The sequence below is a fragment of the Micromonospora noduli genome (genome assembly GCF_003264365.1).
Taxonomy (GTDB): domain Bacteria; phylum Actinomycetota; class Actinomycetes; order Mycobacteriales; family Micromonosporaceae; genus Micromonospora; species Micromonospora noduli.
In genome coordinates, this window is the sequence record NZ_PYAK01000033.1 from 1 (window position 1) to 23026 (window position 23026).

Below are 23026 nucleotides of genomic sequence, written 5' to 3' on the forward strand. Positions count from 1 at the left end.
TTGCCGCTGTTGCGGTTCAGCAAGACGTACCAGGCGCTGGTGTCCACCCCGGAGCCCGGCGGGGGCGTGGTGGGCGGCGCTCGCCGCGGTGGACGCGCTGGACGGCGCGCCCCGGCTGCGCGGCGTCCGGCTGGTCGCGGCCACCGACGTGGACAACCCCCTGCTCGGCCTGCACGGCGCGAGCAACGTGTTCGGCCCGCAGAAGGGCGCCGACCGCGCCGACGTGCTGCTGCTCGACGCGGCCCTGGAGCGTTTCGCGGCGGTGCTGGAACGGGACCTGGCCGGTTGCCCGGCGGGGCTCGGCGCGCTGCCCGGGGGCGGGGCCGCCGGTGGCATCGGCGCGGCACTGCTCGCCCTGGGCGGCGACTGTGAGTCGGGGATCGGCCTGGTCACCCGGGCCACCCGACTCGACACCGCGCTGGACACCGCCGACCTGGTGATCACGGGTGAGGGGTCGTTCGACCACCAGTCTTTGCGCGGCAAGGTCGTCGCCGGGGTGGCCGGCGCCGCCCGCGACCGGGGAGTGCCCTGCGTGGTGGTGGCCGGGCAGGTGAGCACCGGCCGGCGGGAAGCTGCCTCGGCCGGGGTGACCGACGCGTACAGCCTGGTGGAGCACTTCGGCGGCGAGGAGGGCGGCGGGCTCGACGCGGCGCTGAGCCGGCCCGCGGAGGGGTTGCGCGAGCTGGGCGCCCGGCTGGCCCGGCAGTGGAGCCGCTGAGCGTCCCGACCGCGCGTGCCCCCGCCCCGACCGAGGGCCGACCTGCGGCGGGGGTCACGCCACGCGGGTGAGCCCGGCCAAGGCGGCGTACGATCGGCTGAGGACCACAACCGGGAATCACTGGACGACGCGCGACGTTGGCCAGTGCGTCCGGACCCAAACCGCGCAGGGAGACTTCCACGTGACCACGCCAGCGCAGACCGAGTCGACCGAGGCCAAGGCCCCTACTTCCGTCGTCCTCACCGACGTCGCGGCGCAGAAGGTCAAGGCCCTGATCGAGCAGGAGGGCCGCGACGACCTGCGGCTCCGCGTCGCCGTGCAGCCGGGCGGCTGCTCCGGCCTGCGGTACCAGCTCTTCTTCGACGAGCGTTCGCTCGACGGTGACGTCGTGACCGACTTCGGTGGTGTCGAGGTCGTCGTCGACCGGATGAGCGCCCCGTACCTTTCCGGCGCGACGATCGACTTCGCCGACCGGATCGACGCCCAGGGCTTCACCATCGACAACCCCAACGCGGGCAGCTCCTGCGCCTGCGGTGACTCGTTCAACTGAGTCACACCACACACCAGCGACGATGGGGCCGTTCTTCGGGACGGCCCCATCGCCGTACCGGTGGGCGCTCGCAGCAGCCCGGGAGCGGTCCCGGAGGGGGTCGTGGCGGGCTGGTTGCCGTTGTCCGACCGAGCGGTGAGCATCGGGTTGCCGTCCCGGTAGGCTGACCGCGCCCTGCTCCCGACCCCGAGGGTTGACATGAAGATCGCCGTCACCGGCTCGATCGCCACCGATCACCTGATGAGCTTCCCCGGTCGCTTCGCCGACCAGCTCATCGCCGATCAACTGCACAAGGTGTCCCTCTCCTTCCTGGTGGACGACCTGGTGCTCCGCCGCGGCGGCGTGGCGGCGAACATCTCCTTCGGGATGGGTCAGCTCGGGCTGCGCCCGGTACTGCTCGGCGCGGTCGGCGCCGACTTCGCCGACTACCGCTCCTGGCTGGAGCGCCACGGTGTGGACTGCGACTCGGTGCACGTCAGCGAGGTGGCACACACCGCCCGCTTCGTCTGCACCACCGACACCGACATGTGCCAGATCGCGTCGTTCTACGCAGGAGCGATGAGCGAGGCCCGCAACATCGAGCTGGCCCCGGTCGCTGACCGGCTCGGCGGTCTGGACCTGGTGCTGGTCGGCGCCAACGACCCCGAGGCGATGCTGCGCCACTCGGCCGAGTGCCGCACCCGCGGGTACGCCTTCGCCGCCGACCCGTCCCAGCAGCTCGCCCGGATGCCCGGCGAGGACGTGGTGGCGCTGATCGAGGGCGCCGAGTACCTGATGACCAACGACTACGAGAAGTCGCTGTTGCAGAGCAAGGCGCAGCTCAGCGACGACCAACTGCTGGACCTGGTCAAGGTGCGGGTCACCACGCTGGGCAAGCACGGCGTGGAGATCGCCGGGCGCGGCATCGACCCGATCCACGTACCGATCGCGCGGGAGATCCGCGCCGTCGACCCGACCGGCGTCGGCGACGGCTTCCGGGCCGGCTTCTTCACCGCGCTCTCCTGGGGCCTCGGCCTGGAACGGGCCGCCCAGGTCGGCTCGCTGCTGGCCACGCTGGTCCTGGAGACCGTCGGCACCCAGGAGTACGACGTCCGTCGTGACCTGTTCGTCAAGCGGCTCGCCGAGTCCTACGGCGACACCGCAGCAGAAGAGGTCCGCCCCCACCTCCTCCCGGCGTAACTCCCGCCCCCACCCCGGCGATCTTGCACTTTCTGCCGCCGTATCGCGGCTTCTGTGCCGCTTTGTCCAGGCAGAAACTGCAAGATCGCGGGGCGAGGGGACAGCGCGGGGGTCAGTGGGTGCGGCGGACGTCGTAGGCGGGGCCGTCCGGGCCGTTGACCGAGCCGAGGAACTCCTGGCCGCGCATCCGGCACCAGGCGGGGATGTCGACCGCCGCCGCCGGGTCGTCGGCCAGCACCCGGACCACAGTGCCGACCGGCACCTCGGGCATCCGTCGCGCCGCCGCGATCACCGGCAGCGGACAGCGTTGCCCCCGGCAGTCGATCACCTCGTCCGGCATCGTCACAGCCCCACCACCCCGGCGTCGGCGCGCAGACCGGCGACGATCCCCGGCAGCTCGGTCAGGAACCGCTCCACGTCCGCCTCGGTCGTCTCCCGGTGCAGGCTGACCCGCACGTTGCCGTGCGAGAGCACACCCATCGCCTCCAGCACGTGCGACGGACGCAACGTGGACGAGGTGCAGGACGAGCCGGACGACACGGCGAAGCCCCGCCGGTCCAGGGCGTGCAGCAACGCCTCCCCATCGACGTACAGGCACGAGAAGGTGACCAGGTGGGGGAGCCGGAGCACCGGGTCGCCGACCACCTCCACGTCGGGCACCTCCACCGCGACCCGCTCTCGGACCCGGTCCACCAGGGCGGCCAACCGGGTCGCCTCGGCCGCCGCGTCGGCCGCCGCCGCCCGAAGGCTCGCCGCCGCCGCCACGACCGCGGGCAGGTTCACCACCCCGGGGGTACGTCCGCCCTCCCGCTCGTCGGCCGGCCAGGGTGACTCCCAGCGAGTGCCCTTCCGGACCGCCAGCACCCCCACGCCGGGTGGCCCACCCCACTTGTGGGCGCTCGCCGTGAGCACCGACCAGCCGGCCGGCAGGGGCACCCGGCCCACCGACTGCGCCGCGTCCACGTACAGCGGCACACCCATGTCGGCGCAGGCCGCCGCCGCCTCGGCGACCGGCTGCACCGTCCCCACCTCGTGACTGGCGGTGATCAACGCGGCCAGCGCCACCCCCGGGGCCCGAACGGCGGTCGACCACGCGGTCAGGTCCAGCCGGCCCAACCGGTCGACCGGCACCGCGGCGGCGGTCCCGCCCGCGCCGACATGCCGTTCCGCCGCGTGCAGCACCGCCGAGTGCTCGATCGCCGAGTGCACCAGCGTCGACCCGACCCGGCGCCGCCCCGCCAGGCCCCCGAGCACCGCGCCGTGGGCTGCGGTCGTACCACTGGGGGTGAAGGAGACCTCATCGGCGCGGACGCCGAGCGTCAGCGCGGTGGCCTCGCGGGCGGCGTCGAGCAGTTGCCGGGCCCGTCGGGCCTGCGTGTACAGCTTGCCCGGGTCGGCCCAGCCGTCGTCGAGCGCGGCCAGCAGAGCCTGCCGCGCGACCGGATGCATCGGCGCGGCGGTCGCCGCGTCCAGGTAGACCGGGGATGCGCTCACAGACCTGCCTTCGTTCGCGGCTGCGGGGCTCGCAACCCCGCCTCACTCCTCGCGCTCACAGACCAAGACGCTATCGCGGCGGTATGCCTAGGATCCCCCCGATGGGGGTCGGACAGTGACCCCACCACGGCCGAGTCCGTCATGGTCGAGTAATCTGCGACCGTCGGTGACGCCTTTGCCGCGGGTGCTGAGGAAAGACGCACCGCGGCGCGCTAGGGAGGCAGGACCAGGTGGTCGCAAGGAGTTCGGAGGTACGGCCGTCGGCCGTACGGCACAGCGCTTCCCCAGGGGTTGGTGGACGCCGGGGGCGTGGTGCTGGTCGCCTGGCCGGGCTCGGTCTCGGTGGCGTGGCGTTGCTGGTTCTGCTCACGGGCTGTGACGTGGGTCAGACGTTCGACGGCTTCGGCTGGCCGCAGGGCGGCATCTCGCCGGAGTCCAAGCGGATGTACGACCTGTGGATCGCCTCCTGCATCGCCGCGCTCGCGGTCGGCGTCTTCGTGTGGGGCCTGATCTTCTGGTGCGTCGTGCGCTACCGCAAGCGTGGCAACGCGTTGCCGGTGCAGACCCGCTACAACATGCCGATGGAGTTCCTCTACACCATCGCGCCGATCCTGATCGTCTCCGTGCTCTTCTACTACACGGCGATCGTGCAGACCGACGTCGACAAGTTGTCGAAGAACCCGGACGTCACGGTCGAGGTCGTCGCGTTCAAGTGGAACTGGCAGTTCAACTACCGGGACGGCCAGGGCACGGAAGCCCGCACCACCGCGTCGACGCTCGGCACCAGTGAGGTCATCCCGGTGCTGGTGCTGCCGACCAACCGGTCCATCCGGTTCGAGGAGACCAGCCGCGACGTCATCCACTCGTTCTGGGTGCCGGAGCTGCTCTTCAAGCGGGACGTCATGCCGGGCAAGATCCGCAACGTGTTCGAGGTCTCAAGCCTGGACGCCGAGGGTGCCTACGTCGGGCGCTGCGCCGAACTGTGCGGCAGCTACCACGCGTTCATGAACTTCGAGCTGCGGGTGGTCTCGCCGGAGAAGTACGACCAGTTCCTCGCGGCCAAGCAGAGCGGCAAGTCGACCCAGGATGCGCTGTCCGCGATCGGTGAGCAGCCGTACGCGACGACCACGCGGCCGTTCGACACCCGCCGGACGCAGGGCAACTTCAACCCGGACGACGTTCCGGCCCGCACGGGAAGCTGAGGCAGCCATATGAAGACCGAGTGGCGTATCTTCCTGATCATCGCCGGGTTCCTCCTCGGCGCCACCATCCTCTACGGCGCCTGGACGAACGGTGAGTCGGGCGGCATCGAGTGGGTCGGCACCGTCGCCCTGCTGCTGTCGTTCCTGCTCTGCTCGATGTGCGGTGGCTTCTTCTGGTTCGTCTCCCGCCGCATTGACCTGCGCCCGGAGGACCGCCCGGACGCCGAGATCGCCGACGGCGCCGGTGAGGTCGGCTTCTTCAGCCCGGGCAGCTACTGGCCGTTCGGTCTGGCGCTGGCCGCCGCGATCGCCGCGCTCGGCCTGGTGTTCTGGCAGTACTGGCTGATCGGTGCCGGCCTGCTGGCCGTCGTCTTCTCCGCCTGTGGGCTCCTGTTCGAGTACTACAGCGGCACCCGGCGTACCGCCGAGCACTGACCCACCCGGTCGCCGTCGCGACCGACCCGGCACGACGAAGGCCCGTTCCCCGAGTGGGGAGCGGGCCTTCGGTCATGTTCCACCCTGTCCGCGGGCGGTCGGGCGGTGCTGTGGTCAGGCGGCGCGACGTCGGGCGGGCTGACGGCGGCGGGCGGCCAGCCGGGTGACCGGGAAGGCGAACGCGCTGACCACCACGGCGGCGCCGCAGTCGGTGCAGATCAGCTCTGGACAGTCGGTGCCGTGGCCGTCGACGCAGGGCGGAGCCTCGAACAGCGCCACGCCCTCGCAGACGTCGCAGTAGAGCTCGCGGTGCGACACGGGCGTCTCCTCTCGGATACCAGGCGGACCGCCCCCGGATGCGACAGTGACGCACCGACGGCAGCAGAGAACTACTCAGCTGTAGTTTCCCAGACGGGTCCGACAAATCTCCGCGCACCATCGCCTGACGGTCGGCATCCGCGCGTGATCCACTCGACATCATTGACGTCGGGGCATCCGGGCTGCCCGGACACCGCGGATTCACGGAACCCGAGTCGATCACCGGCCGAGACGCCGCCGCCCGACGGGTCCGGCGGTGCCGAGGGTCCGACGGCACCAACAGGCCGTGGGACGCCGCCCGCCGACGGGCCGGGTGGTGGTGAGGTCAGGCGGTGGCGGTCTCGATCCAACGGTCCAGGGTCGCGGCGGCCGCGCCGGAGTCGATCGAGTCGGCCGCACGGGCCAGGCCGGCGCGGAGCGCCTCGGTCAGGTCGCCGTCCAGCGGGCCCTGGGTGGCCAGCGCCGCCGCCGCGTTGACCAGCACCGCGTCCCGCACCGGGCCCGTCTCGCCGGCCAGCAGGCGACGGGCCACGCCCGCGTTGTACGCGGCGTCACCGCCGCGCAGGTCGGCGAGGGTGGACCGGGGTACCCCCAGGTCCGTCGCGTCCAGCACAGCCTCGCGTACGGTGCCGCCCTGGGCCGCCCAGATCCGGGTCGGCGCGGCGGTGGTGAACTCGTCCAGCCCGTCCTCGCCGCGCATCACGATCGCCGAGTCGCCACGGGCCGCGAACACGCTGGCCATCACCGGGGCCATCCGCAGGTCGAAGCAGCCGACCGCGCCGGCCCGGGGGCGGGCCGGGTTGGTCAGCGGGCCGAGGAAGTTGAAGAAGGTGGGCACGCCCACCTCGCGGCGGACCGGGCCGGCGTGCCGCATCCCGGGGTGGAAGCGGGCCGCGAAGCAGAACCCGATGCCGGCCTCCTCGACACAGCGGGCAACCTGCTCCGGGCCGAGATCCAGCGGGATGCCGAGGAACTCCAGCAGGTCGGCGGTGCCGCACAGGGAGGAGGCGGCCCGGTTGCCGTGCTTCACGACACGGACGCCCGTGCCGGCGACCACCAGCGCCGTCATAGTGGAGATGTTCACCGTGTGGGCGAGGTCACCGCCGGTGCCGACCACGTCGAGGGCGGTCCGGCGCAGCTCCTCGGGCAGCTCCACCGGGACCGCGCGACCGAGCATCGCCTCCACCAGGCCGGCCAGCTCCGCAGGGGTCTCGCCCTTGGCCCGCAGCGCCACGGCGAAGGCGGCGATCTGCGCCGCGCTCGCCGAGCCGGTCATGATCTCGTCCATCGCCCAGGCGGTGTCGGCGGTGGAGAGTTCGTCACCGCGCAGCAGCGCGTTGAGCAGGTGCGGCCAGGTCCGATCGCCCATGGCGGGCCTCCCGAGCATGCGAAGTGCGGGTGGGCTGGAACCGGCGCCGAGGAGATCCGGCGCCGTGGGGGTGCCGGAGGAGCGTGGGACGTCAGGCGGTTGCGTGCGTCCGCAGCAGCTCGGCCACCGTGCCGCCGGTGGTCACCGGGTCGAGCGGGTGCACCAGCGTCGCGTCGACCTCGGCGTACGCGGCGAGCCATCGGTCGGCGGCGCGGGCGATCACCAGGCAGGTCGGGGGAGCGTCGTCCCGGTCGTCCTTGACCTGCCGGGCGATGCCGATGCCGCCGCCCGGGCTCGCCTCACCGTCGAGCAGCAGCAGGTCGATCTCGTAGTCGTCGACCAGCCGGATGGTCTCCGCGTAGGTCGACGCCTCGACGAACTCGATCTGCAGACCGGGAGCTGGCCGGGTGCCAACAGCCATCCGCATCCGATCACGGACCTGCGGGTCGTCGCTGTAGAGCAACACGGTGCAAAGACGATCGGTCATGCCGGAACTCCCACCTCGTAGCTGCCCGCAGATCGTACCGGTCGGCGTGACGTAGCCGACATCCCGCCCGGCGTCGCGCGTCGGCACGTACCGTCCGGGCAGCTCAGGCGGGCGCGGCGTCGGCTGCGCGTTCGCGGGCCTCCTGGCGGTCCAGCTCGCGGTCCACCCGGCGGGCCTCCCGCTCGGACTGCTTGACCCACTGCACCACCAGCACCGCGAGCATGGTCACACTGACGAACTCGCCACCGGCCCACAGGATGCCGCCGGCCACCACCTGGTCCTCCCAGGGGTCGACCCAACCGAGGTTCAGCGACGGGTACCAGTCGCCGCCGAAGAGCGTGCTGCTCTGCATGATGGTGAGGCCGAGCACTGTGTGGAACGGCACGGAGAGCAGCATCAGCAGCGCACGCGCCGGGTACGGCCAGCGGCCGGGCAGCGGGTCGAGGCCGAGCAGCGGCCAGAAGAACACGCAGCCGGTCATGATGAAGTGCGCGTGCACCAGCTCGTGCGCCCAGGCGTGTTCGAGCGTGTAGCGGTACAGATCACTGAAGTACAGCACGAACGGGTTGACCACGAAGATGGCGAACGCCACCAGCGGGAAGCTGTAGACCCGGGCGACGCGGCTGTGCACGATCGCGAGCAGGCGCTTGCGCGGCCCGACCGGCAGGGTCCGCAGGGCCAGGGTCATCGGTGCGCCCAGCGCCAGGAAGATCGGCGCCACCATGGAGAGCACCATGTGCTGGATCATGTGCACGGACAGCAGCGCGGTGTCGTACGCGTGCAGCCCGCTGACCGTGACGAGCGCGATGCCGCCCAGGCCGGGGCCGAGGAAGAACACGGTACGGGCGATCGGCCAGCGGTCGCCGCGCAGGCGTAGCCGGTAGACCCCGTAGAGGTACAGGCCGGCGGCGAGCACCAGGCCGAGGGCCAGCCAGCTGTCCAGCCGGGTCTCGGTCAGCACCGCGCCGACGGTGAACGGCGGCGGGGCCGAGGTGGCGGCGAAGATCGGATCGACGTGCAGCACGCTTTTCAGGCTAGGCCAGGCGAACCGGACCCTGACGCTCGGGCCACGGAAGGCGCAGGTTTGCCACCCCGCTGATCGGCTGCCCCGGTCAGGGGCAATAATGACGGCGTGACTGCGGCCCCAGCCATTGACAAGAGCCGGATCCACTCTCTGACCCGACCGAACATGGTCAGCGTCGGGACGATCGTGTGGCTCTCAAGCGAACTCATGTTCTTCGCGGCGCTGTTCGCGATGTACTTCTCCATCCGCGCCGCTGCGCCGGAGCAGTGGGAGAAGCACACCGAGGCGCTGAACATCCCGTACGCGACCACCTTCACGGTGATCCTGGTGCTGTCCTCGGTGACGTGCCAGCTCGGCGTCTTCGCGGCGGAGAAGGGTGACGTGCACGCGCTGCGGCGCTGGTTCACCGTCACCTTCGTGATGGGCCTGATCTTCGTCCTCGGCCAGCTGAACGAGTACCGGCACCTGGTCGCCGACGGCATCAAGATCAACGAAGACGGGTACGGGTCGGTGTTCTACCTGACCACCGGCTTCCACGGCCTGCACGTGACCGGTGGTCTGATCGCCTTCATCATCTTCATGGTCCGTACGACCATGGGCCGGTTCACTCCGGCGCAGGCGACGTCGGCGATCGTCGTGTCGTACTACTGGCACTTCGTCGACGTCGTGTGGATCGGGCTGTACGCCATGATCTACTGGCTCCAGTGATCTTGCGCGTCACATTCCGCGCTGCTGCTCCGTCCCCTGAGACAGGTCCAACCGGTTAAGGACACCGCTCATGACTTCTGACAACGACCGCCGACGCGGTCTGCTCGCGCGGTTGCGTGAGCGGCCCGCCGCGCGCAGCAGGGGCCGCCGCCGGCTGGGCGCCGCGGTCCGGCTGATCGCCGCGCTGATGCTCGCCGGTGGCGCGTACACCGTCTTCGCCCCGGGCGCCCAGGCGCAGGACAACCCGCAGCTGACCGGCGCCGCCGCCGAGGGCAAGGCGCTGTTCGACGTGAGCTGCGTGACCTGCCACGGCCGCAACGCCCAGGGCGTCGAGGGCCGCGGGCCGAGCCTGATCGGCGTCGGCGCGGCATCTGTCGAGTTCCAGGTCAGCTCCGGGCGGATGCCGCTGGCCCGCCAGGAGGCCCAGGCGCACCGCAAGCCCCCGGTCTTCAACGACGAGCAGACCCGTCAGCTGGCCCAGTACATCCAGGAGCTTGGCGGCGGCCCGGTCGTGCCCGAGGGCGACGACCTCCGCGAGGACGGCAACATCGCCGCCGGCGGTGAGCTGTTCCGGATCAACTGCTCGCAGTGCCACGCCTTCGGTGGCGGCGGCGGTGCGCTCTCCTCGGGCAAGTTCGCCCCGAGCCTGCACCCCGCGACCGACCGCCAGATCTACGCGGCGATGTTGAGCGGCCCGCAGAACATGCCGGTGTTCGGCGACAACCAGCTCCGGCCGGAGCAGAAGGCCGACATCATCGCCTACATCCAGGAGACGCTGAAGCACGACCAGGACCCGGGCGGGTTCAACCTCGGGCGGTACGGCCCGTCCACCGAGGGCCTGGCGATCTTCCTGGTTGGCATCGTGGCGCTCGTCTTCGCTAGCCTGTGGATTGCGGGTAAGTCGTGATCGAGCAGGCCATCCGATTCAGTGCCGTGGTGCCGCTCGGCGCCACCCGTAGCGAGGTGACGGCATGAGCACCCACACCGAGCACCAGGCCTCACAGGGCCCGGAGCCGCTCGACGTGAACGACCCCAAGCTGACCCGTTTCGACATCGTTCGTGAGGGCGCGCGCCGGGACGACATCGAGATCGTCCACTACGAGCCGCAGGTGCTGCCGGGCACCAAGGCGGAGCGTCGGCTGACCCGGGTGGTCGCCGGCTTCTTCCTGATCACCGGCCTGGCCGCGACCGCCTTCCTGGCCATCTACATCTGGTGGCCGTGGCAGTACGAGGCGGGCCGGGGCGGCGACAAGTTCTACACCCCGCTGCTCGGCTTCACCCTCGGCGTGGCGCTGCTCGCCGTCGGCTTCGGCATCCTGACCTGGGGCAAGAAGTTGCTGCCCAAGGAGGTCTCGATCCAGGACCGGCACGAGGGCCAGGTGGACTCCGAAGGCCGCACCATCACCGGCCAGACCATGCTCTACATGGCTGACGAACTGGGTGTGAAGCGTCGCCCCCTGCTCGGCATCTCGCTGCTGGCCGGTCTCGCGCCGGTCGCCGCGGTCGCCGCGGCGCCGCTGGTCGGCGGCCTGATCTCGCAGCCGCACAAGAACAACCAGATGTTTACCACCGGGTTTGCAGCGGCCGAGGGCGGCCAGCGGATCCGTCTGGTCCGCGAGGACGGCCGGCCGATCCGCCCGGCGGACATCAGCAGCGGTGGGCAGTTGACCGTCTTCCCCGGCATCGACCACGGCGTGAGCAACAGGCACGCCGACTCGCCGACGCTGCTGATCCACCTCCGCGACTCCGACGCGCAGGAGTCGCGCCGGGCCAACGAGAAGGTCGGCCACGGTGACTACATGTGGGGCAACTACGCGGCGTTCTCCAAGATCTGCACGCACGCGGGATGCCCGGCCAGCCTGTACGAGCAGCAGACCAACCGGCTGCTCTGCCCGTGCCACCAGTCCCAGTTCCTGATCACCGACAACGCCCGGCCAGTCTTCGGCCCCGCCAGCCGGCGGCTGCCGCAGCTGCCGATCGAGGTGGACTCCGAGGGCTTCTTCGTGGCGAAGTCCGACTACACCGAGACCGTCGGGCCTGATTTCTGGGAGCGGCCATGAAGCGTCGAAAGTTTGACCTTGCGGCGACGCCGGGCAAGGCCGCGGTGGGAGTGGACGACCGCTTCGCGGTGGCCACCCCGCTGCGCAAGCTGCTGAACAAGGTCTTCCCGGACCACTGGTCCTTCCTGCTCGGCGAGATCGCGCTGTTCTCGTTCGTCGTGCTGCTGCTGACCGGTGTGTTCCTCACCTTCTTCTTCGAGCCGGCGATGACCGAGGTGGTCTACGACGGCAGCTACGCGCCGTTGCAGGGCACCCCGATGTCCGCCGCGTACGCCTCCAGCCTGGACATCTCGTTCGACGTCCGCGGCGGTCTGGTGATGCGGCAGATGCACCACTGGGCGGCGCTGCTGTTCATGGCTGCGATCGTCGTGCACATGCTGCGGGTGTTCTTCACCGGCGCCTTCCGCAAGCCGCGCGAGACCAACTGGATCATCGGTTCGCTGCTGTTCTGGGTCGGCTTCCTGGCCGGCTTCACCGGCTACTCGCTGCCGGACGACGGCCTGTCCGGCACCGGCCTGCGGATCGCCTCGGCGATCATGCTGTCCATCCCGGTGATCGGCTCCTGGGTCACCTCGTCGGTCTTCGGCGGCGAGTTCCCCGGCACGATCATCATCAGCCGGTTCTTCATCGCCCACGTGCTGCTCATCCCGGGTCTGCTGGTCGCGCTGATCAGCGTCCACCTGGGCCTGGTCTTCAAGCAGAAGCACACCCAGTGGCCCGGCCCTGGCCGGACCAACAACAACGTGGTCGGCGAGCGGATGTTCCCGCGGTACGCGCTGAAGCAGGGCGGCTTCTTCATGGTCGTCTTCGGCGTCATCGCGCTGATGGGCGGTCTGTTCCAGATCAACCCGATCTGGCTGTTCGGCCCGTACGAGGCGTGGGTGGTCTCGGCCGCCAGCCAGCCCGACTGGTACGTCATGTTCCTCGACGGGTCGACCCGACTCATGCCGGCCTGGGAGATCCCCATCCCGATCGGCGACGGGTACGTCATCCCGCCGCTGTTCTGGCCGACGGTCGTGCTGCCCGGCATCCTGGTGGGCCTGTCGACGATGTACCCGTTCCTGGAAGCCCGGCACCTCAAGGACCGCAAGAGCCACAACCTGCTCGAGCGTCCCCGGGATGCTCCGGCCCGGACCGCCGTCGGCGCCATGGCCGTCTCGTTCTACATCGTGTTGACGCTCTCCGGCGCCAACGACGTGATCGCGGACAAGTTCCAGATCAGCCTGAACGCGATGACCTGGGCGGGCCGGATCGGCCTGCTGGTGGTCCCGCCGCTGGCGTACTACGTCACCTACCGGCTCTGCCTGGGTCTGCAGCAGCACGACCGGGAGGTGCTCGCGCACGGCGTGGAGACCGGCATCATCCGGCGCATGCCGGACGGCCGGTTCGTCGAGGTGCACCAGCCGCTCAGCGCGTCCAACGGGCACGCGGACGGTCACGGCCAGCTCGACTACGTCGGCTGGGTCGTGCCCAAGAAGATGAACCGGCTGGGGGCCCTCGGCCCGGCCATCCGGGGCTTCTTCTACCCGATCGAGAAGCCGGTCGAGGCACCGGTCTCGCCGGGACACCCGCCGGTCGAGGCCCGACCTGAGCGCGAGGAGATCGGCAGCGGCGAAAGCCGCCGCTGACCGCCCAGTCGCACCGTTACGGGGCGCCCGCCGGATTCCGGCGGGCGCCCCGTCGTATCCACACCCCCCGACCCATCCGACCAGGAGTCGGACGGCCCTGACGGGACCGGTCGACCCCGCGCGACGGGCGATCGCAGGAATAACCCCGGTGAGCCGGGTATCCGTGCGGTCCAACGTCTCAAGGGGGGGAAGCATGTTGGGTATCAAACGCCTCGGCCTGTTGGCCGCGCTGGTACTGGTCGGTGTCGCGCCGGCTGCGGCCGCGCAGGCCGCGGCACAGCCGTCAACGCAGGACACCCAGTACCTGCAGGCGGTACACCAGGTCAACCTGTTCGAGATCACCGCTGGTGACCTGGCTCAGCAGAAGGGTCAGGACCAGGGGGTCAAGGACCTGGGCGCGATGCTGAAGACCGACCACACCCAGCTGGACCAGACGGTGCAGCAGACCGCGTCGCAGCTCGGGGTGGAACTGCCGAACGAGCCCAGCGCCGATCAGCAGGCGGTCATCGACAGGCTGAACAACGCCAGCGGTGCGGAGTTCGACCGGCTCTGGGTGACCAGTGAGCTGGCCGGCCACGTCCAGGCCATCCAGGCCACCCAGACGGAGATCTCGCAGGGCTCCGAGCAGTCGGTGGTCCAGTTGGCGCAGACGGCACTGCCGACGCTGCAGACGCACTACGACGAGTTGGTGGCGCTCGCCAACAAGCTGGGCATCCCGGTTCCGCAGACCAGCGCCAGCGGTACGCCCAGCCCGGGCGGCACCGGCACTGAGTCGCCGGCTCCGGGCGGCACTGTCACCGAGTCGCCGGCTCCGGGCGGCACCGGCACCGAGTCGCCGGCTCCGGGCGGCAGCACCGAGGTACCGGCTCCCAGCGAGAGCTGACGTAGCCACAGCAGACGGCCGGTCCACCCTCGCGGTGGGCCGGCCGCCCTGTGCGCGCTACGCGCCGCCGTGCGGCCGGCACGGCCCCAGAAACGGCTAGCGGGTCAGTCGGCGCTGGCCAGACCGATCGCGAACGCCTCCTCCAGGTCGTGCTGCGAGTACGCCCGGAAGGCGATGTGCGACTCGGTGTTGAGCACGCCCGGGACCTTGGAGATGCTGCCCGCGATGACCTGGGCGATCTGGTCGAACTCGCGGACCCGGACGATGGCGATGAGGTCGACGTGCCCGGCCACCGAGTAGACCTCGCTGACACCGGGAAGGTTGGCCAGGTTCTCCGCCACCTCGGGGATCGCATCGGTGGCGCAGTCGATCAGCACGATCGCGGTGATCACGGGGCATTTCTCCGTTCGTCGGCGTCGTCGCCCATGCTAGATGTTCCGGCCCGAGACCGGAGGCGGGAGCCGTCGGGGCTCAGCCCTGGGCGCGGCAGGGCACGGTCAGGTCGCTCCCGGCCCGGATCACGTTCCGCAGCCGCTCGCCGGCCCGTACGGTCGCGCCCGGCCACACCACGGTGCGGGACACGTCGCCGTCCACCCGCGCGCCCGCGCCGACGACCGACTCCACGCAAGGGCCGGTCACCGTCGCGGTCTCCTCGACGAGAACGCCGCCGGCCGCGGCGTGCAGGTTGGCCGCCAGGTAGTCGGCCGGGGTGCCGGTGTCGAAGAAGGTGCCCGGGTAGGGCACCACCGCCAGGGCGCCCGCCGCCTCGGCCGGACGCCACACGGCGCGAACCAGGTCCGAGAAGACGACCGGCAGGTCCCGGACCAGCCGCCAGGGCAGCAGCGAGAAGCCGGTGAAGCAGTGCCCGGCGAAGGTGCCCGGCGCCGCCGGGTCCGCGGCGGGCTGGCCGAGCAGGCGTACGGTGTGCCCGTCCCAGCCGTCGAGCAGGGCGGCCACGTCCGGGCCGGGGGGAGCAGCCGGGTCGGCGAGGTACGCGTCGGCGTTGCCGACCAGCACCGGCCGCCCGTCGATCCAGTCCCGCAGGTTGGCGACCCCACCCGCGGTGCCCAGTGGGTCGCCCGGCTCCACTGACAGGTGTGCGCGGTCGCCGACGTGCGCCACCACCTGGTCGCCGAGGTAGCAGGCGTTCACCGCGACCCGATCGGGACCGGTCAGGCCCAGGCCGGCCAGCCGCGCCAACGCCCGATCCAGCAGCGGGACGTTGCCCACCGGGCAGAGCGCCTTGGGCACCCGTTCGGTGAGCGGGCGCAGCCGCGTGCCCTCGCCGGCGGCCAGCACCACCGCGCACAGGTTCGCCGGCACACCGGCCGCGACGGTCACGGGGTGTCGTCGGGAACCGGTGGCGGGAACTGCCCGGCCAGCGGCCCGATGTCGTAGTAGGCGAGCAGCCGGGCCGTCGGCCAGGTCAGCTTGGGCAGGTCGTCCAGGGGGTGCCAGGCGGCCTCGAAGACCTCCGCGCCGTCGACGGTCAGCTCGGTGCTGGATGCCGGCACCTCGGCCTCGAAGACCATGTCCACCCAGCCCTTGGCGTGCACGATCGCGTTCGGCACCGCCGGGCGCAGCCGGGACGGTGGGAGCCGGACGCCGGACTCCTCGAACAGCTCACGGGCCGCGCCCACCACCGGGGCCTCGCCCCGGTTGAGCAGGCCGGCGGGGAGTGACCAACCCTTGCCGGGCGGCTGGCGCAGCATGAGCAACCGACCCGCGCCCGTCGCCTCGGTGTCCCGGACCAGGGTCACGGCGCCGACGATGTACTTGGGCACGGCCAGCCGGACCAGGCGCCGACGCACCGGCAGGGGCAGCCGGTAGAAGGCCTGGTAGAAGAGAGCCCGACCGGTGGCGCGGGAGCGGGGGATCATGACTCCAGGCTAGTGGTCACGAATGTTCTTCGGACGCGCTGGGGCCGCCGGGTCACTGTCGATGGTCGACCAGGTCGATGAGCTGGCGGACCACGGTGTCCGGTTCGATCACCCGGTCGAAGACCGCGACCAACAGGGTCTCCAGGTCGGGATAGCCCAACTCCTCGGAGAGGCGGAGCAGCGGCAGGTCACTGGCGAGGCCCCGGTTGTGCTGGCGCAGGGCGAGCCCGATGGTGGCCCGACCGAGGCGCACCTTGTCGCTGATCGTGATGCCCGGCTCGGTGTGCTCGGCGAACCACCGGTTGATCTGCATCTGCGCGTGCGGCGACTTGACGAAGGTCAGCCACTCCCGCCGAGGGCCGCGCGGCGCCACACCGGCCTCGAAGCCGTTGTCGCCGTCGTTCTCGGTGAAGATCTCCACCACGTCGCCCTCGTCCAGCTCCGAACTGAGCGGGGCCAGCCGACCGTTGATGCGTGCGGCGAGGCAGTGGTCGCCCCGGTCGTTGCCCAGCTCGTACGCGAGGTCGACAGGCGTGGCACCGGCCGGCAGCACTACCTGTCGTCCGTCGGCGAAGACCTGGATCTGCCCCTCGGCCAGGTCGCAGCGCAGCGACTCGTAGAACTGTGCCGGGTCGGCGGCGTCCGGCTCCCAGTCGAGCACCCGGCGCAGCCAGTCCAGCTGTTCGGCACGGGCCGCGGCGGTGCTGCTGCCGGAGCGGGGGAAACGGAAGTCGGCGGCGATGCCGTACTCGGCCGAACGGTGCATCTCCTCGGTGCGGATCAGCACCTCCACGGTGCGGTCCTGCGGGCCGCAGACGCTGGTGTGCAGCGAACGGTAGAGGTTGTTCTTCGGTGAGGCGATGAAGTCCTTGAAACGGCCGGGCACCGGTCGCCAGGTGCCGTGGATCGCGCCCAGCGCGGCGTAACAGTCGGTGGCCGGGCCGTCGACCACCACCACGATGCGGGGCAGGTCGTACGGGGCGGTGTGGCCGCCGGCGATGGTGTCCTTCCAGATCGAGTAGAGGTGCCGGGGACGGGGGCTCACCTCGGCGTCGACCCGGCTGCGGCGCAACGCCACCCGGGCCCGGGTGACCACCGAGTCGAGGTACGAATCCCAGCCCGGCCGATCGTGCACGTGCCGGGCCAGCCGGGCGTGCTCGTCGGGCTCAAGGTGCAGCAGCACCACGTCGTCCAGCTCGCGTTTGAGGGTCTGGATGCCCAGCCGGTCACAGAGCGGGACCAGCACCTCCTGGGTCTTGCGGGCGATCCGTTCCCGCGACGACGCGGAGCGCACCCCGAGCGTCCGCATGTTGTGCAGCCGGTCGGCCAGCTTGATGATCAGCACCCGGACGTCCTTGGCGGCCGCGACGATCATCTTGCGGACCGTCTCCGCCTCGGCGGCCTTGCCGTAGAACGCCTTGTCGAACTTGGTCACCCCGTCGACCAGGTGGGCCACCTCGCCGCCGAAGTCCTCGGAGAGCGCCTGGAGGGTGTAGCGGGTGTCCTCCACGGTGTCGTGCAACAGCGCCGCGACCAGGGTGGTGGTGTCCATCCCCAGCTCGGCGCAGATCTGCGCCACCGCGAGGGGATGGGTGATGTACGGTTCCCCGCTCTTGCGGAACTGCCCGCGGTGCATGTTCTCCGCGATCGTGTAGGCACGCCGCAGCACCGCGGGGTCGGTGCCGGCGTGGATGCCCCGGTGGGTGCGGACCAGCTGGGTGACCGGGTCCGAGTCGGTGGTCGGCCAGCTGAGCAGCGACCGCAGCCGGCGGGCGAGCGGCAGCTCACCCGGCTGTGTCGGCAGGGCGCCCCCCAGGGCGGCGCCGTGTCCGGCGTCGACGTCCACGAGGGACACCTCCTCACCCCGGCTCCGCATCGCCGGAACCCGGCGGGGGAGCAGGCCCACGAATCGGGCAGGACTGCACTTCTCTAACAGCCTAAGCGAGTCGACGTAGTCCGATCGGTCAGTTGGTCATGAGCGTTCGGTCGAGAGTTGGTGGGACGCGCCGCCCTCGGCCTTCGCCAGCAGGTCACGGAACCGGCCCGCGCCGCTCGCCGGAGAGGACCAACCGGAGGACATCTCGACGAGTCGGGTCTCCGGTCGCTCCAACCAGGACAGGATCCGCTCGGACTCCTCGGCGGTGGCGGCCGGCACCGGACCGTGCCCGCCCGACACCGTCTCGGCGGTGGCCCGGATCGTGGTCAACGTGGGACGCGGGTGCACGCCCGGCGGGGACACCCCCGCGCCGGCCAGTCGGCCGTGCCGGACCAGCGCCAACTCCCAACCGCCCCGGGCCGCCGGCCGGGCCGCGGCCAACTCGACGATCCCGGTCAGCGCGGCCAGCCGCTGCATCCGCACTGTGGCCCGCAGCACGGCGGCCAGCCGGGACCGCACCACGGCGGCCTCCTCGTAGCGCTGATCGCGGGAGAGCACGTCGATCCGCGCGAGCAGCGCGTCCACCACCGGCTGGGGGTCGCTGGCCGTCGCGGTACGGAAGGGCGCGGCGGCGCTGTCGTCGTACTCCTCGGGGGTGATCTTGTGTTCGCAGGGCGCCGGGCAGCGACCCAGCTCGGCCAGCGCGCAGGCCGGCGTGACGGTGCGCAGCGAGAGCCGGTGCGTGCACTGGCGCAGTGGCACCGCGTCGTGGAAACCGGCGGCGGCCAGCTCGGCGGCCCGCCGGGAGGTGAACGGCCCGAGGTACGCGGTGTCGGTGGGGGAGAGGTCGCGGACGATCGACAGCCGAGGGTACGGGCCGTCGGTCAGCTTGAGCCAGACCATTCGTTCCGGGTATTTGGACCGGCGGTTGTACGGCGGGGCGTGCGCGGCGATCAACCGCAGCTCACGGACCTCCGCCTCCAACGAGTGGGCGCACTCCACCGCCTCGACCCGCTCGGCCGCGCCCAGCATCTCGGAGATCCGGGCGCGCTTCTCGCCGGCGGTGAAGTAGCTGCGCACCCGGGTGGCGATGTCGACCGAGGTGCCCACGTAGAGCGGCCGATCGTCGGCGGCCCGGAAGATGTAGACCCCCGGGACCTTGGGCAACCCCTCGGCCAGGTGCCGTTTGCGGCGCTGGGTCGGGGTGACCGCACGGGCGAACTCGATGGCGTCGCCGATCGTGTCCACCCGGTGCCCGCCGAGCCGACCGATCAGCCCGTGCAGCACGTCGACGGTGGCCTTCGCGTCGTCCAACGCCCGGTGGGTGGGCTGGGTGGCGGTGCGGAAGTAGGCGGCCAGGGTGCCCAGCTTGCGGTTGGGCACCTCGTCGCGGGTCAGCACCCGGCGGGCGAGCGCCGCCGTGTCCAGGACGCGGGGGTTGGGCCAGCGGTAGCCGTGCTTGGCGCAGGCGGCCTTGAGGAAGCCCACGTCGTACGGGGCGTTGTGGGCCACCAGCACCGCGTCGTCGATGAACTCCAGGAAGCTCGGCAGCACCTGCTCGATCGGCGGCGCCGGCACCAGCATGGCCTGGGTGATGCCGGTCAGCACTGTGATGAACGGTGGAATCGGCTGGCCCGGGTTGACCAGGGTCGCCAGCACCCCCAACTGCTCGCCACCGCGCACCTTGACCGCGCCGATCTCGGTGATGCCGCCGCCGTCCGGCGCGCCGCCGGTGGTCTCAAGGTCGACCACCACGAACGTCGTCGCGTAGAGCGGCAGCGCCGGGTCCACCCCGCCCACCGCCGGGTCGAGACCGGCCAGTGACTCCTGGACGTACTCCGCCTGTGCCATCGGCGGCACGCTAGCGCCCCGGTCCGACACTCCCGTCGCAGCCGTCCCATCCGTCACCATGGGGCTAGGATGAGAGATCGGCTCACTCACCGGGCGGTGGGCCCGGTCGCGGTGGGAGACTTGCCACATGCCCCTCACCGAGCCGTACGACGACCACCTCCCGCAGGAGGATCCGGTCGCGCTCGACGGTGCTGTGGGCAACCCGGACGACAACGTAGTCAACGACACATCGGGCGCATCGGACCCGCCGACGACGGGCGACGGCCCCACTGTCGAGCCGGAGCCGACCCTGCCCGAGCCGGTCCGGCAGCGGATCGTGACGCTGACCGCCGCGGTGCTGCCCACCCTCCCCACCGACGAGGTCCCGGTGCCGCTGCGCCGGGTGGCCAAGTTCGCCCCCAACCGGCGCGCCCGGCTCGGCGCGCCGGTCATCGCCGCCCAGCTCACCGCCGACCCGCTGTTCCGGCAGCGGGTCACCGCGCGGGTCCTGACCGACGCCGGTGACCTCGGCGCGGCAGTGGTCGAGGGCACCGCACCGGCCGCCGCCGACCCGGTCGAGGTGGCCGCGCTGGCCTACCTGGCCCGGCCCCGTGGCTGGCGGGAACTGATCGACGCCAGCGGCGCGGCCGTGCGCGCCGAGGCGGACAGCGCCGTCGTCGCCGAGTTGGTCCGCGAGGCCGAGCAGCGGGCCACCCGGGCCGAGCACGACCGCGCGGTGGCCCGGGTCGAGGCCGAGAAGCTCCGCGACGAGCTGGCCCGCGTCCGCGAGGAGCTGGGTCAGCTCCGCGAGGAGTCCCGACAGGTGGCCCGCACCCTGCGGGAGACCCAGGCCCGCGAGCGGAAGGCCACCGAGCTGCTGGCCACCGAGCGCGGCCGGGCCGCCCGCGCCAGCGCCGACGTGGACGCCGAACTCCGCCGCGCCCGGGCCCGGCTGGCCGAGGCCGAGGCCGCCGCCGGGGTCGCCCGGGCCAGCGCCAAGGAGGCCCGCTCGGTCGACGACGCCCGGCTCTGGCTGCTCCTGGAGACCATCGGCCAGGCCGCCGTCGGGCTGCGCCGGGAGCTGGCGCTCGACCCGGTGGACAAACTCCCCGCCGACTTCGTCGCCGAGGCGTTCGCCGAGCAGCCGGGCACCGCCCCGGCCGGCCCCGCCGCCCGCGCCCGCGACACCGACGACCCGGCCCGGCTCGACCAGTTGCTGGCCCTGCCCCGGGCGCACCTCGTGGTGGACGGCTACAACGTCACCAAGCGTGGCTTCGGCGAGATGTCCCTGGAGCAGCAGCGCAAACGCCTGATCACCGGGCTGGGCGGGATCGCCGCGCAGACCGGCGACGAGGTCACAGTGGTCTTCGACGGCGCCGAGCGGATGCACGGGCTGCCGCCCGCGCCGCGCGGCGTACGGGTGCTCTTCTCCCGCAAGGGTGAGACCGCCGACGAGCTGATCCGGCGACTGGTCCGTGCCGAGCCGGCGGGCCGGCCGGTGGTCGTGGTCTCGTCGGACCGCGAGGTCGCCGACGGGGTACGCCGGCACGGCGCCTACCCGCTGGGCGCGGACTCGCTGCTACGGCGGCTCGCCCGCTCCTGACCGCGGCGGGCCGACACGTCGGCGGGGCCGGGTCCCGGCGAGGGTTGGCGAGCCCGGCCGGCGCACCACACGTCGCACTGTGCCTCAACCTGTCCCACCCCGGCGCTAGCATCGCCGCGACCGCCGAGGGATGGGAGTCGCCATGGCACAGGACGACGTCACGGTCTTCGTCGACGAGAACCTGCGGGGTGCGCGGTTCAACCGCTCGACACTGGCCGGTGCGGTGATGCGCGGCGCCGACGTTGATGGCCTGGACATCGACGCGCCGTGGTTGGCCGAAGGCACGCTCGTGGTCAACGGCGTCGATGTCGTGCCGTTGGTCGAGGCCGAGCTCAACCGACGGTTCCCCGGGCGCGATCTCCGGCTGGCCAAGGACCCGGACGACCTGCGCGTGGCGTGGGCGGCGATCGAACGGGCCTGGGCGGCGGCGGTCGACCGGGCTGTGTCCATGCCCGAGGGTGCGGTCGACGTCTCGGTCGACGGGGAGTGGTCGTTCGCGCAGACGCTGCGTCATCTCGTGTTCGCCGCCGACGCGTGGTTGGGCAAGACGATCCTGCGCCTGCCCCAACCGTTCCACCCGCTCGGTCAGTCGCACGTCGAGTACGAGACCGACGGCTTCGACATGTCGGTCTTCACCACCGAGCAGCCGACCTTCGAGGCGGTCCTCCAGGTGCGGGCCGAGCGACAGGCCATGGTGCGCGACTTCCTCGCGACGGTCACGCCGGAGCTGCTCGCCGAGTCTCGGCCGAGCGCCTGGTGGCCCGAGCACATCGTGTCCGTCCTGCACTGCCTTCACGTGATCTTCGGCGAGGAGTGGCAGCACCTCCGCTTCGCCCTGCGTGACCTCGACGCGCAGGGCTGAAACCTCGCCCCAACGGTTGCTCGGCCGCTTCGGCGCTCGGCCGCTCGGGCGCTCGGGCGGCCGTCAGTCAGGTGGTCGGTAGTCGCCGTGCCAGCTCACGTCGCAGTGCGTCGGGGCCCGGCCTCCTCCAGGAGAGCCGGACGACCAGCTCGTAGGGGCCGCGTCCGGGGGTCGACCACTGTCCGGGTCGCATTTGGGGCCGGGTCTGCTGCGGGTCGAGTGGCGTGAGCACCAGCCGCGGATCCAGGCCGCCCCGGACTCGGGCGCCGGCCATGTTGACCCAGTCGATGCTGAGCCTGGTCCCGTTCGGTCCGGTCAGGTGCAGCGCCTCGTCGGTCAACCGCAGCGGCAGACGAGGTTGACCGCGTAGCTGCCAGTTGGTGGTCAGCGCGACGACGACGCCAAACGACGCCCTTCCGTGGCTTGATCGACGCGAGTTCCTTGATGTCGGGGGTTCCGGACGGGTGGGATACCCCGATATCGCTGATCTGGAGTGGATCTAGCCCTGAAAGGGGCGGTCGGACGGGGTTCCTGTCGTACCCGGTGGTTAGTGTCGATGTCACCGACGGTGTTCGGCCGGCGACGACAGGAGTCGTCCGGGCACCGCGAGCCGATCAGGAGGTGTGATGCTCATCGACTGCGACGGGTGCGCGAAGCGGGCCGACGGCTGTTCCGGCTGCCCGCTGACCGCCCTGTTCGACGAGACGTCCCCGGCGGCCGGGTTGGTCGCCGCCGAGGTCGAGGCCATCGAGGTGCTCGCCCGGGCCGGCTTCGACGTGGAGGTGCTGGCCGCGCCCGCACGCCCGGAGGCAGCTCGCCGTCGCGCCACCCGCCGCGTCGCCTGAGTGCGACACCGCGCCCGGAAGCGGGCTTCTCGCGGCCCATAGGATGAGCGGTCACGGCGGGAGGAGCGCGATGAG

General features: G+C 71.6%; 25 protein-coding genes. 13 read left to right on the top strand and 12 right to left on the bottom strand.

Features of this window, described 5'->3' with window-relative positions; translation table 11 throughout:
- The 3 genes from GUI43_RS22120 to GUI43_RS22130 all read left to right on the top strand — a co-directional run.
- Positions 1 to 718 (top strand): glycerate kinase (locus GUI43_RS22120; RefSeq protein ID WP_249037820.1); only part of this gene is annotated, 718 nt, incomplete at its 5' end.
- Positions 719 to 899: 181 nt separating this feature from the next.
- On the top strand, positions 900 to 1268 hold the full coding sequence (gene erpA, locus GUI43_RS22125; RefSeq protein WP_091407494.1) for an iron-sulfur cluster insertion protein ErpA: 369 nt from the start codon (positions 900 to 902) through the stop codon (positions 1266 to 1268).
- 198 nt (positions 1269 to 1466) lie between these two features.
- The gene (locus GUI43_RS22130; RefSeq protein ID WP_112601742.1) at positions 1467 to 2447 is read left to right on the top strand and encodes a carbohydrate kinase family protein; all 981 of its coding nucleotides are present in this window, start codon (positions 1467 to 1469) and stop codon (positions 2445 to 2447) included.
- A 112-nt stretch (positions 2448 to 2559) separates the two neighbouring features.
- Here GUI43_RS22130 and GUI43_RS22135 read toward each other — a convergent pair whose 3' ends face one another.
- Together GUI43_RS22135 and GUI43_RS22140 are read right to left on the bottom strand one after the other, a co-directional pair.
- Positions 2560 to 2793 (bottom strand): sulfurtransferase TusA family protein, encoded by a 234-nt coding sequence (locus tag GUI43_RS22135; RefSeq protein WP_091407500.1) that lies wholly within the window; start codon positions 2791 to 2793, stop codon positions 2560 to 2562.
- A complete protein-coding gene (locus GUI43_RS22140; RefSeq protein WP_112699708.1) occupies positions 2790 to 3941 on the bottom strand; it encodes a cysteine desulfurase family protein in 1152 nt (383 codons plus the stop codon). Before GUI43_RS22140 ends, GUI43_RS22135 begins: the two co-directional genes overlap by 4 nt.
- Before the next feature lie 230 nt (positions 3942 to 4171).
- On the opposite strand from GUI43_RS22140, the gene ctaC reads away from it, so the two are divergent.
- Entirely contained in the window at positions 4172 to 5143 is a 972-nt protein-coding gene (gene ctaC, locus GUI43_RS22145) for an aa3-type cytochrome oxidase subunit II (RefSeq protein ID WP_112582814.1), read from the top strand.
- Positions 5144 to 5152: 9 nt separating this feature from the next.
- Positions 5153 to 5578, top strand: a complete 426-nt coding sequence (locus GUI43_RS22150) for a cytochrome c oxidase subunit 4 (protein ID WP_112582813.1) — start codon at positions 5153 to 5155, stop codon at positions 5576 to 5578.
- 114 nt (positions 5579 to 5692) lie between these two features.
- Here GUI43_RS22150 and GUI43_RS22155 read toward each other — a convergent pair whose 3' ends face one another.
- The 4 genes from GUI43_RS22155 to GUI43_RS22170 form a co-directional block, all read right to left on the bottom strand.
- Positions 5693 to 5896 (bottom strand): hypothetical protein, encoded by a 204-nt coding sequence (locus tag GUI43_RS22155; RefSeq protein ID WP_112582812.1) that lies wholly within the window; start codon positions 5894 to 5896, stop codon positions 5693 to 5695.
- Between the two features lie 325 nt (positions 5897 to 6221).
- Positions 6222 to 7265 (bottom strand): anthranilate phosphoribosyltransferase, encoded by a 1044-nt coding sequence (trpD, locus tag GUI43_RS22160; protein ID WP_112582811.1) that lies wholly within the window; start codon positions 7263 to 7265, stop codon positions 6222 to 6224.
- Positions 7266 to 7356: 91 nt separating this feature from the next.
- A complete protein-coding gene (locus GUI43_RS22165) occupies positions 7357 to 7752 on the bottom strand; it encodes a response regulator (protein ID WP_112699709.1) in 396 nt (131 codons plus the stop codon).
- Between the two features lie 103 nt (positions 7753 to 7855).
- Complete coding sequence (locus GUI43_RS22170; protein WP_373861036.1) at positions 7856 to 8776, bottom strand: cytochrome c oxidase assembly protein; 921 nt, start codon at positions 8774 to 8776, stop codon at positions 7856 to 7858.
- 108 nt (positions 8777 to 8884) lie between these two features.
- Between GUI43_RS22170 and ctaE the strand changes: the two genes are divergently transcribed.
- The 5 genes from ctaE (at position 8885) to GUI43_RS22195 (ending at position 14055) form a co-directional block, all read left to right on the top strand.
- On the top strand, positions 8885 to 9484 hold the full coding sequence (gene ctaE / locus GUI43_RS22175) for an aa3-type cytochrome oxidase subunit III (protein WP_112582810.1): 600 nt from the start codon (positions 8885 to 8887) through the stop codon (positions 9482 to 9484).
- Positions 9485 to 9554: 70 nt separating this feature from the next.
- Positions 9555 to 10391, top strand: a complete 837-nt coding sequence (qcrC, locus tag GUI43_RS22180; protein WP_112582809.1) for a cytochrome bc1 complex diheme cytochrome c subunit — start codon at positions 9555 to 9557, stop codon at positions 10389 to 10391.
- A 64-nt stretch (positions 10392 to 10455) separates the two neighbouring features.
- Entirely contained in the window at positions 10456 to 11544 is a 1089-nt protein-coding gene (gene qcrA / locus GUI43_RS22185; RefSeq protein ID WP_112582808.1) for a cytochrome bc1 complex Rieske iron-sulfur subunit, read from the top strand.
- The gene (qcrB, locus tag GUI43_RS22190; RefSeq protein ID WP_112582807.1) at positions 11541 to 13172 is read left to right on the top strand and encodes a cytochrome bc1 complex cytochrome b subunit; all 1632 of its coding nucleotides are present in this window, start codon (positions 11541 to 11543) and stop codon (positions 13170 to 13172) included. The genes qcrA and qcrB overlap by 4 nt, the downstream gene beginning before the upstream one ends.
- Before the next feature lie 193 nt (positions 13173 to 13365).
- Entirely contained in the window at positions 13366 to 14055 is a 690-nt protein-coding gene (locus GUI43_RS22195; protein ID WP_112582806.1) for a DUF4142 domain-containing protein, read from the top strand.
- 104 nt (positions 14056 to 14159) lie between these two features.
- On the opposite strand, the gene GUI43_RS22200 is transcribed toward GUI43_RS22195, so the two are convergent.
- From GUI43_RS22200 to GUI43_RS22220, 5 genes are all read right to left on the bottom strand, one after another.
- A complete protein-coding gene (locus GUI43_RS22200) occupies positions 14160 to 14447 on the bottom strand; it encodes an Lrp/AsnC family transcriptional regulator (protein WP_074313163.1) in 288 nt (95 codons plus the stop codon).
- A gap of 79 nt (positions 14448 to 14526) precedes the next feature.
- Positions 14527 to 15396: a nucleotidyltransferase family protein gene (locus GUI43_RS22205; protein ID WP_112699710.1), complete on the bottom strand. Its 870-nt coding sequence runs from the start codon at positions 15394 to 15396 to the stop codon at positions 14527 to 14529.
- Positions 15393 to 15935: an NUDIX hydrolase gene (locus tag GUI43_RS22210; protein WP_112582804.1), complete on the bottom strand. Its 543-nt coding sequence runs from the start codon at positions 15933 to 15935 to the stop codon at positions 15393 to 15395. Before GUI43_RS22210 ends, GUI43_RS22205 begins: the two co-directional genes overlap by 4 nt.
- Positions 15936 to 15987: 52 nt before the next feature.
- On the bottom strand, positions 15988 to 17781 hold the full coding sequence (locus GUI43_RS22215; RefSeq protein WP_112582834.1) for a RelA/SpoT family protein: 1794 nt from the start codon (positions 17779 to 17781) through the stop codon (positions 15988 to 15990).
- A 126-nt stretch (positions 17782 to 17907) separates the two neighbouring features.
- Entirely contained in the window at positions 17908 to 19662 is a 1755-nt protein-coding gene (locus tag GUI43_RS22220) for a DEDD exonuclease domain-containing protein (protein ID WP_112582803.1), read from the bottom strand.
- A 127-nt stretch (positions 19663 to 19789) separates the two neighbouring features.
- On the opposite strand from GUI43_RS22220, the gene GUI43_RS22225 reads away from it, so the two are divergent.
- Together GUI43_RS22225 and GUI43_RS22230 are read left to right on the top strand one after the other, a co-directional pair.
- Complete coding sequence (locus GUI43_RS22225) at positions 19790 to 21244, top strand: NYN domain-containing protein (RefSeq protein WP_112699711.1); 1455 nt, start codon at positions 19790 to 19792, stop codon at positions 21242 to 21244.
- A gap of 142 nt (positions 21245 to 21386) precedes the next feature.
- Positions 21387 to 22106 (top strand): DinB family protein, encoded by a 720-nt coding sequence (locus GUI43_RS22230; protein WP_208646646.1) that lies wholly within the window; start codon positions 21387 to 21389, stop codon positions 22104 to 22106.
- A gap of 67 nt (positions 22107 to 22173) precedes the next feature.
- Here the strand turns inward: GUI43_RS22230 and GUI43_RS22235 are convergent, their stop codons facing one another.
- Positions 22174 to 22446, bottom strand: coding sequence for a hypothetical protein (locus GUI43_RS22235; protein ID WP_112699713.1), 273 nt, complete (start codon positions 22444 to 22446; stop codon positions 22174 to 22176).
- A 286-nt stretch (positions 22447 to 22732) separates the two neighbouring features.
- Between GUI43_RS22235 and GUI43_RS22240 the strand changes: the two genes are divergently transcribed.
- A complete protein-coding gene (locus GUI43_RS22240) occupies positions 22733 to 22951 on the top strand; it encodes a hypothetical protein (protein WP_091407537.1) in 219 nt (72 codons plus the stop codon).
- Positions 22952 to 23026 lie beyond the last annotated feature (75 nt).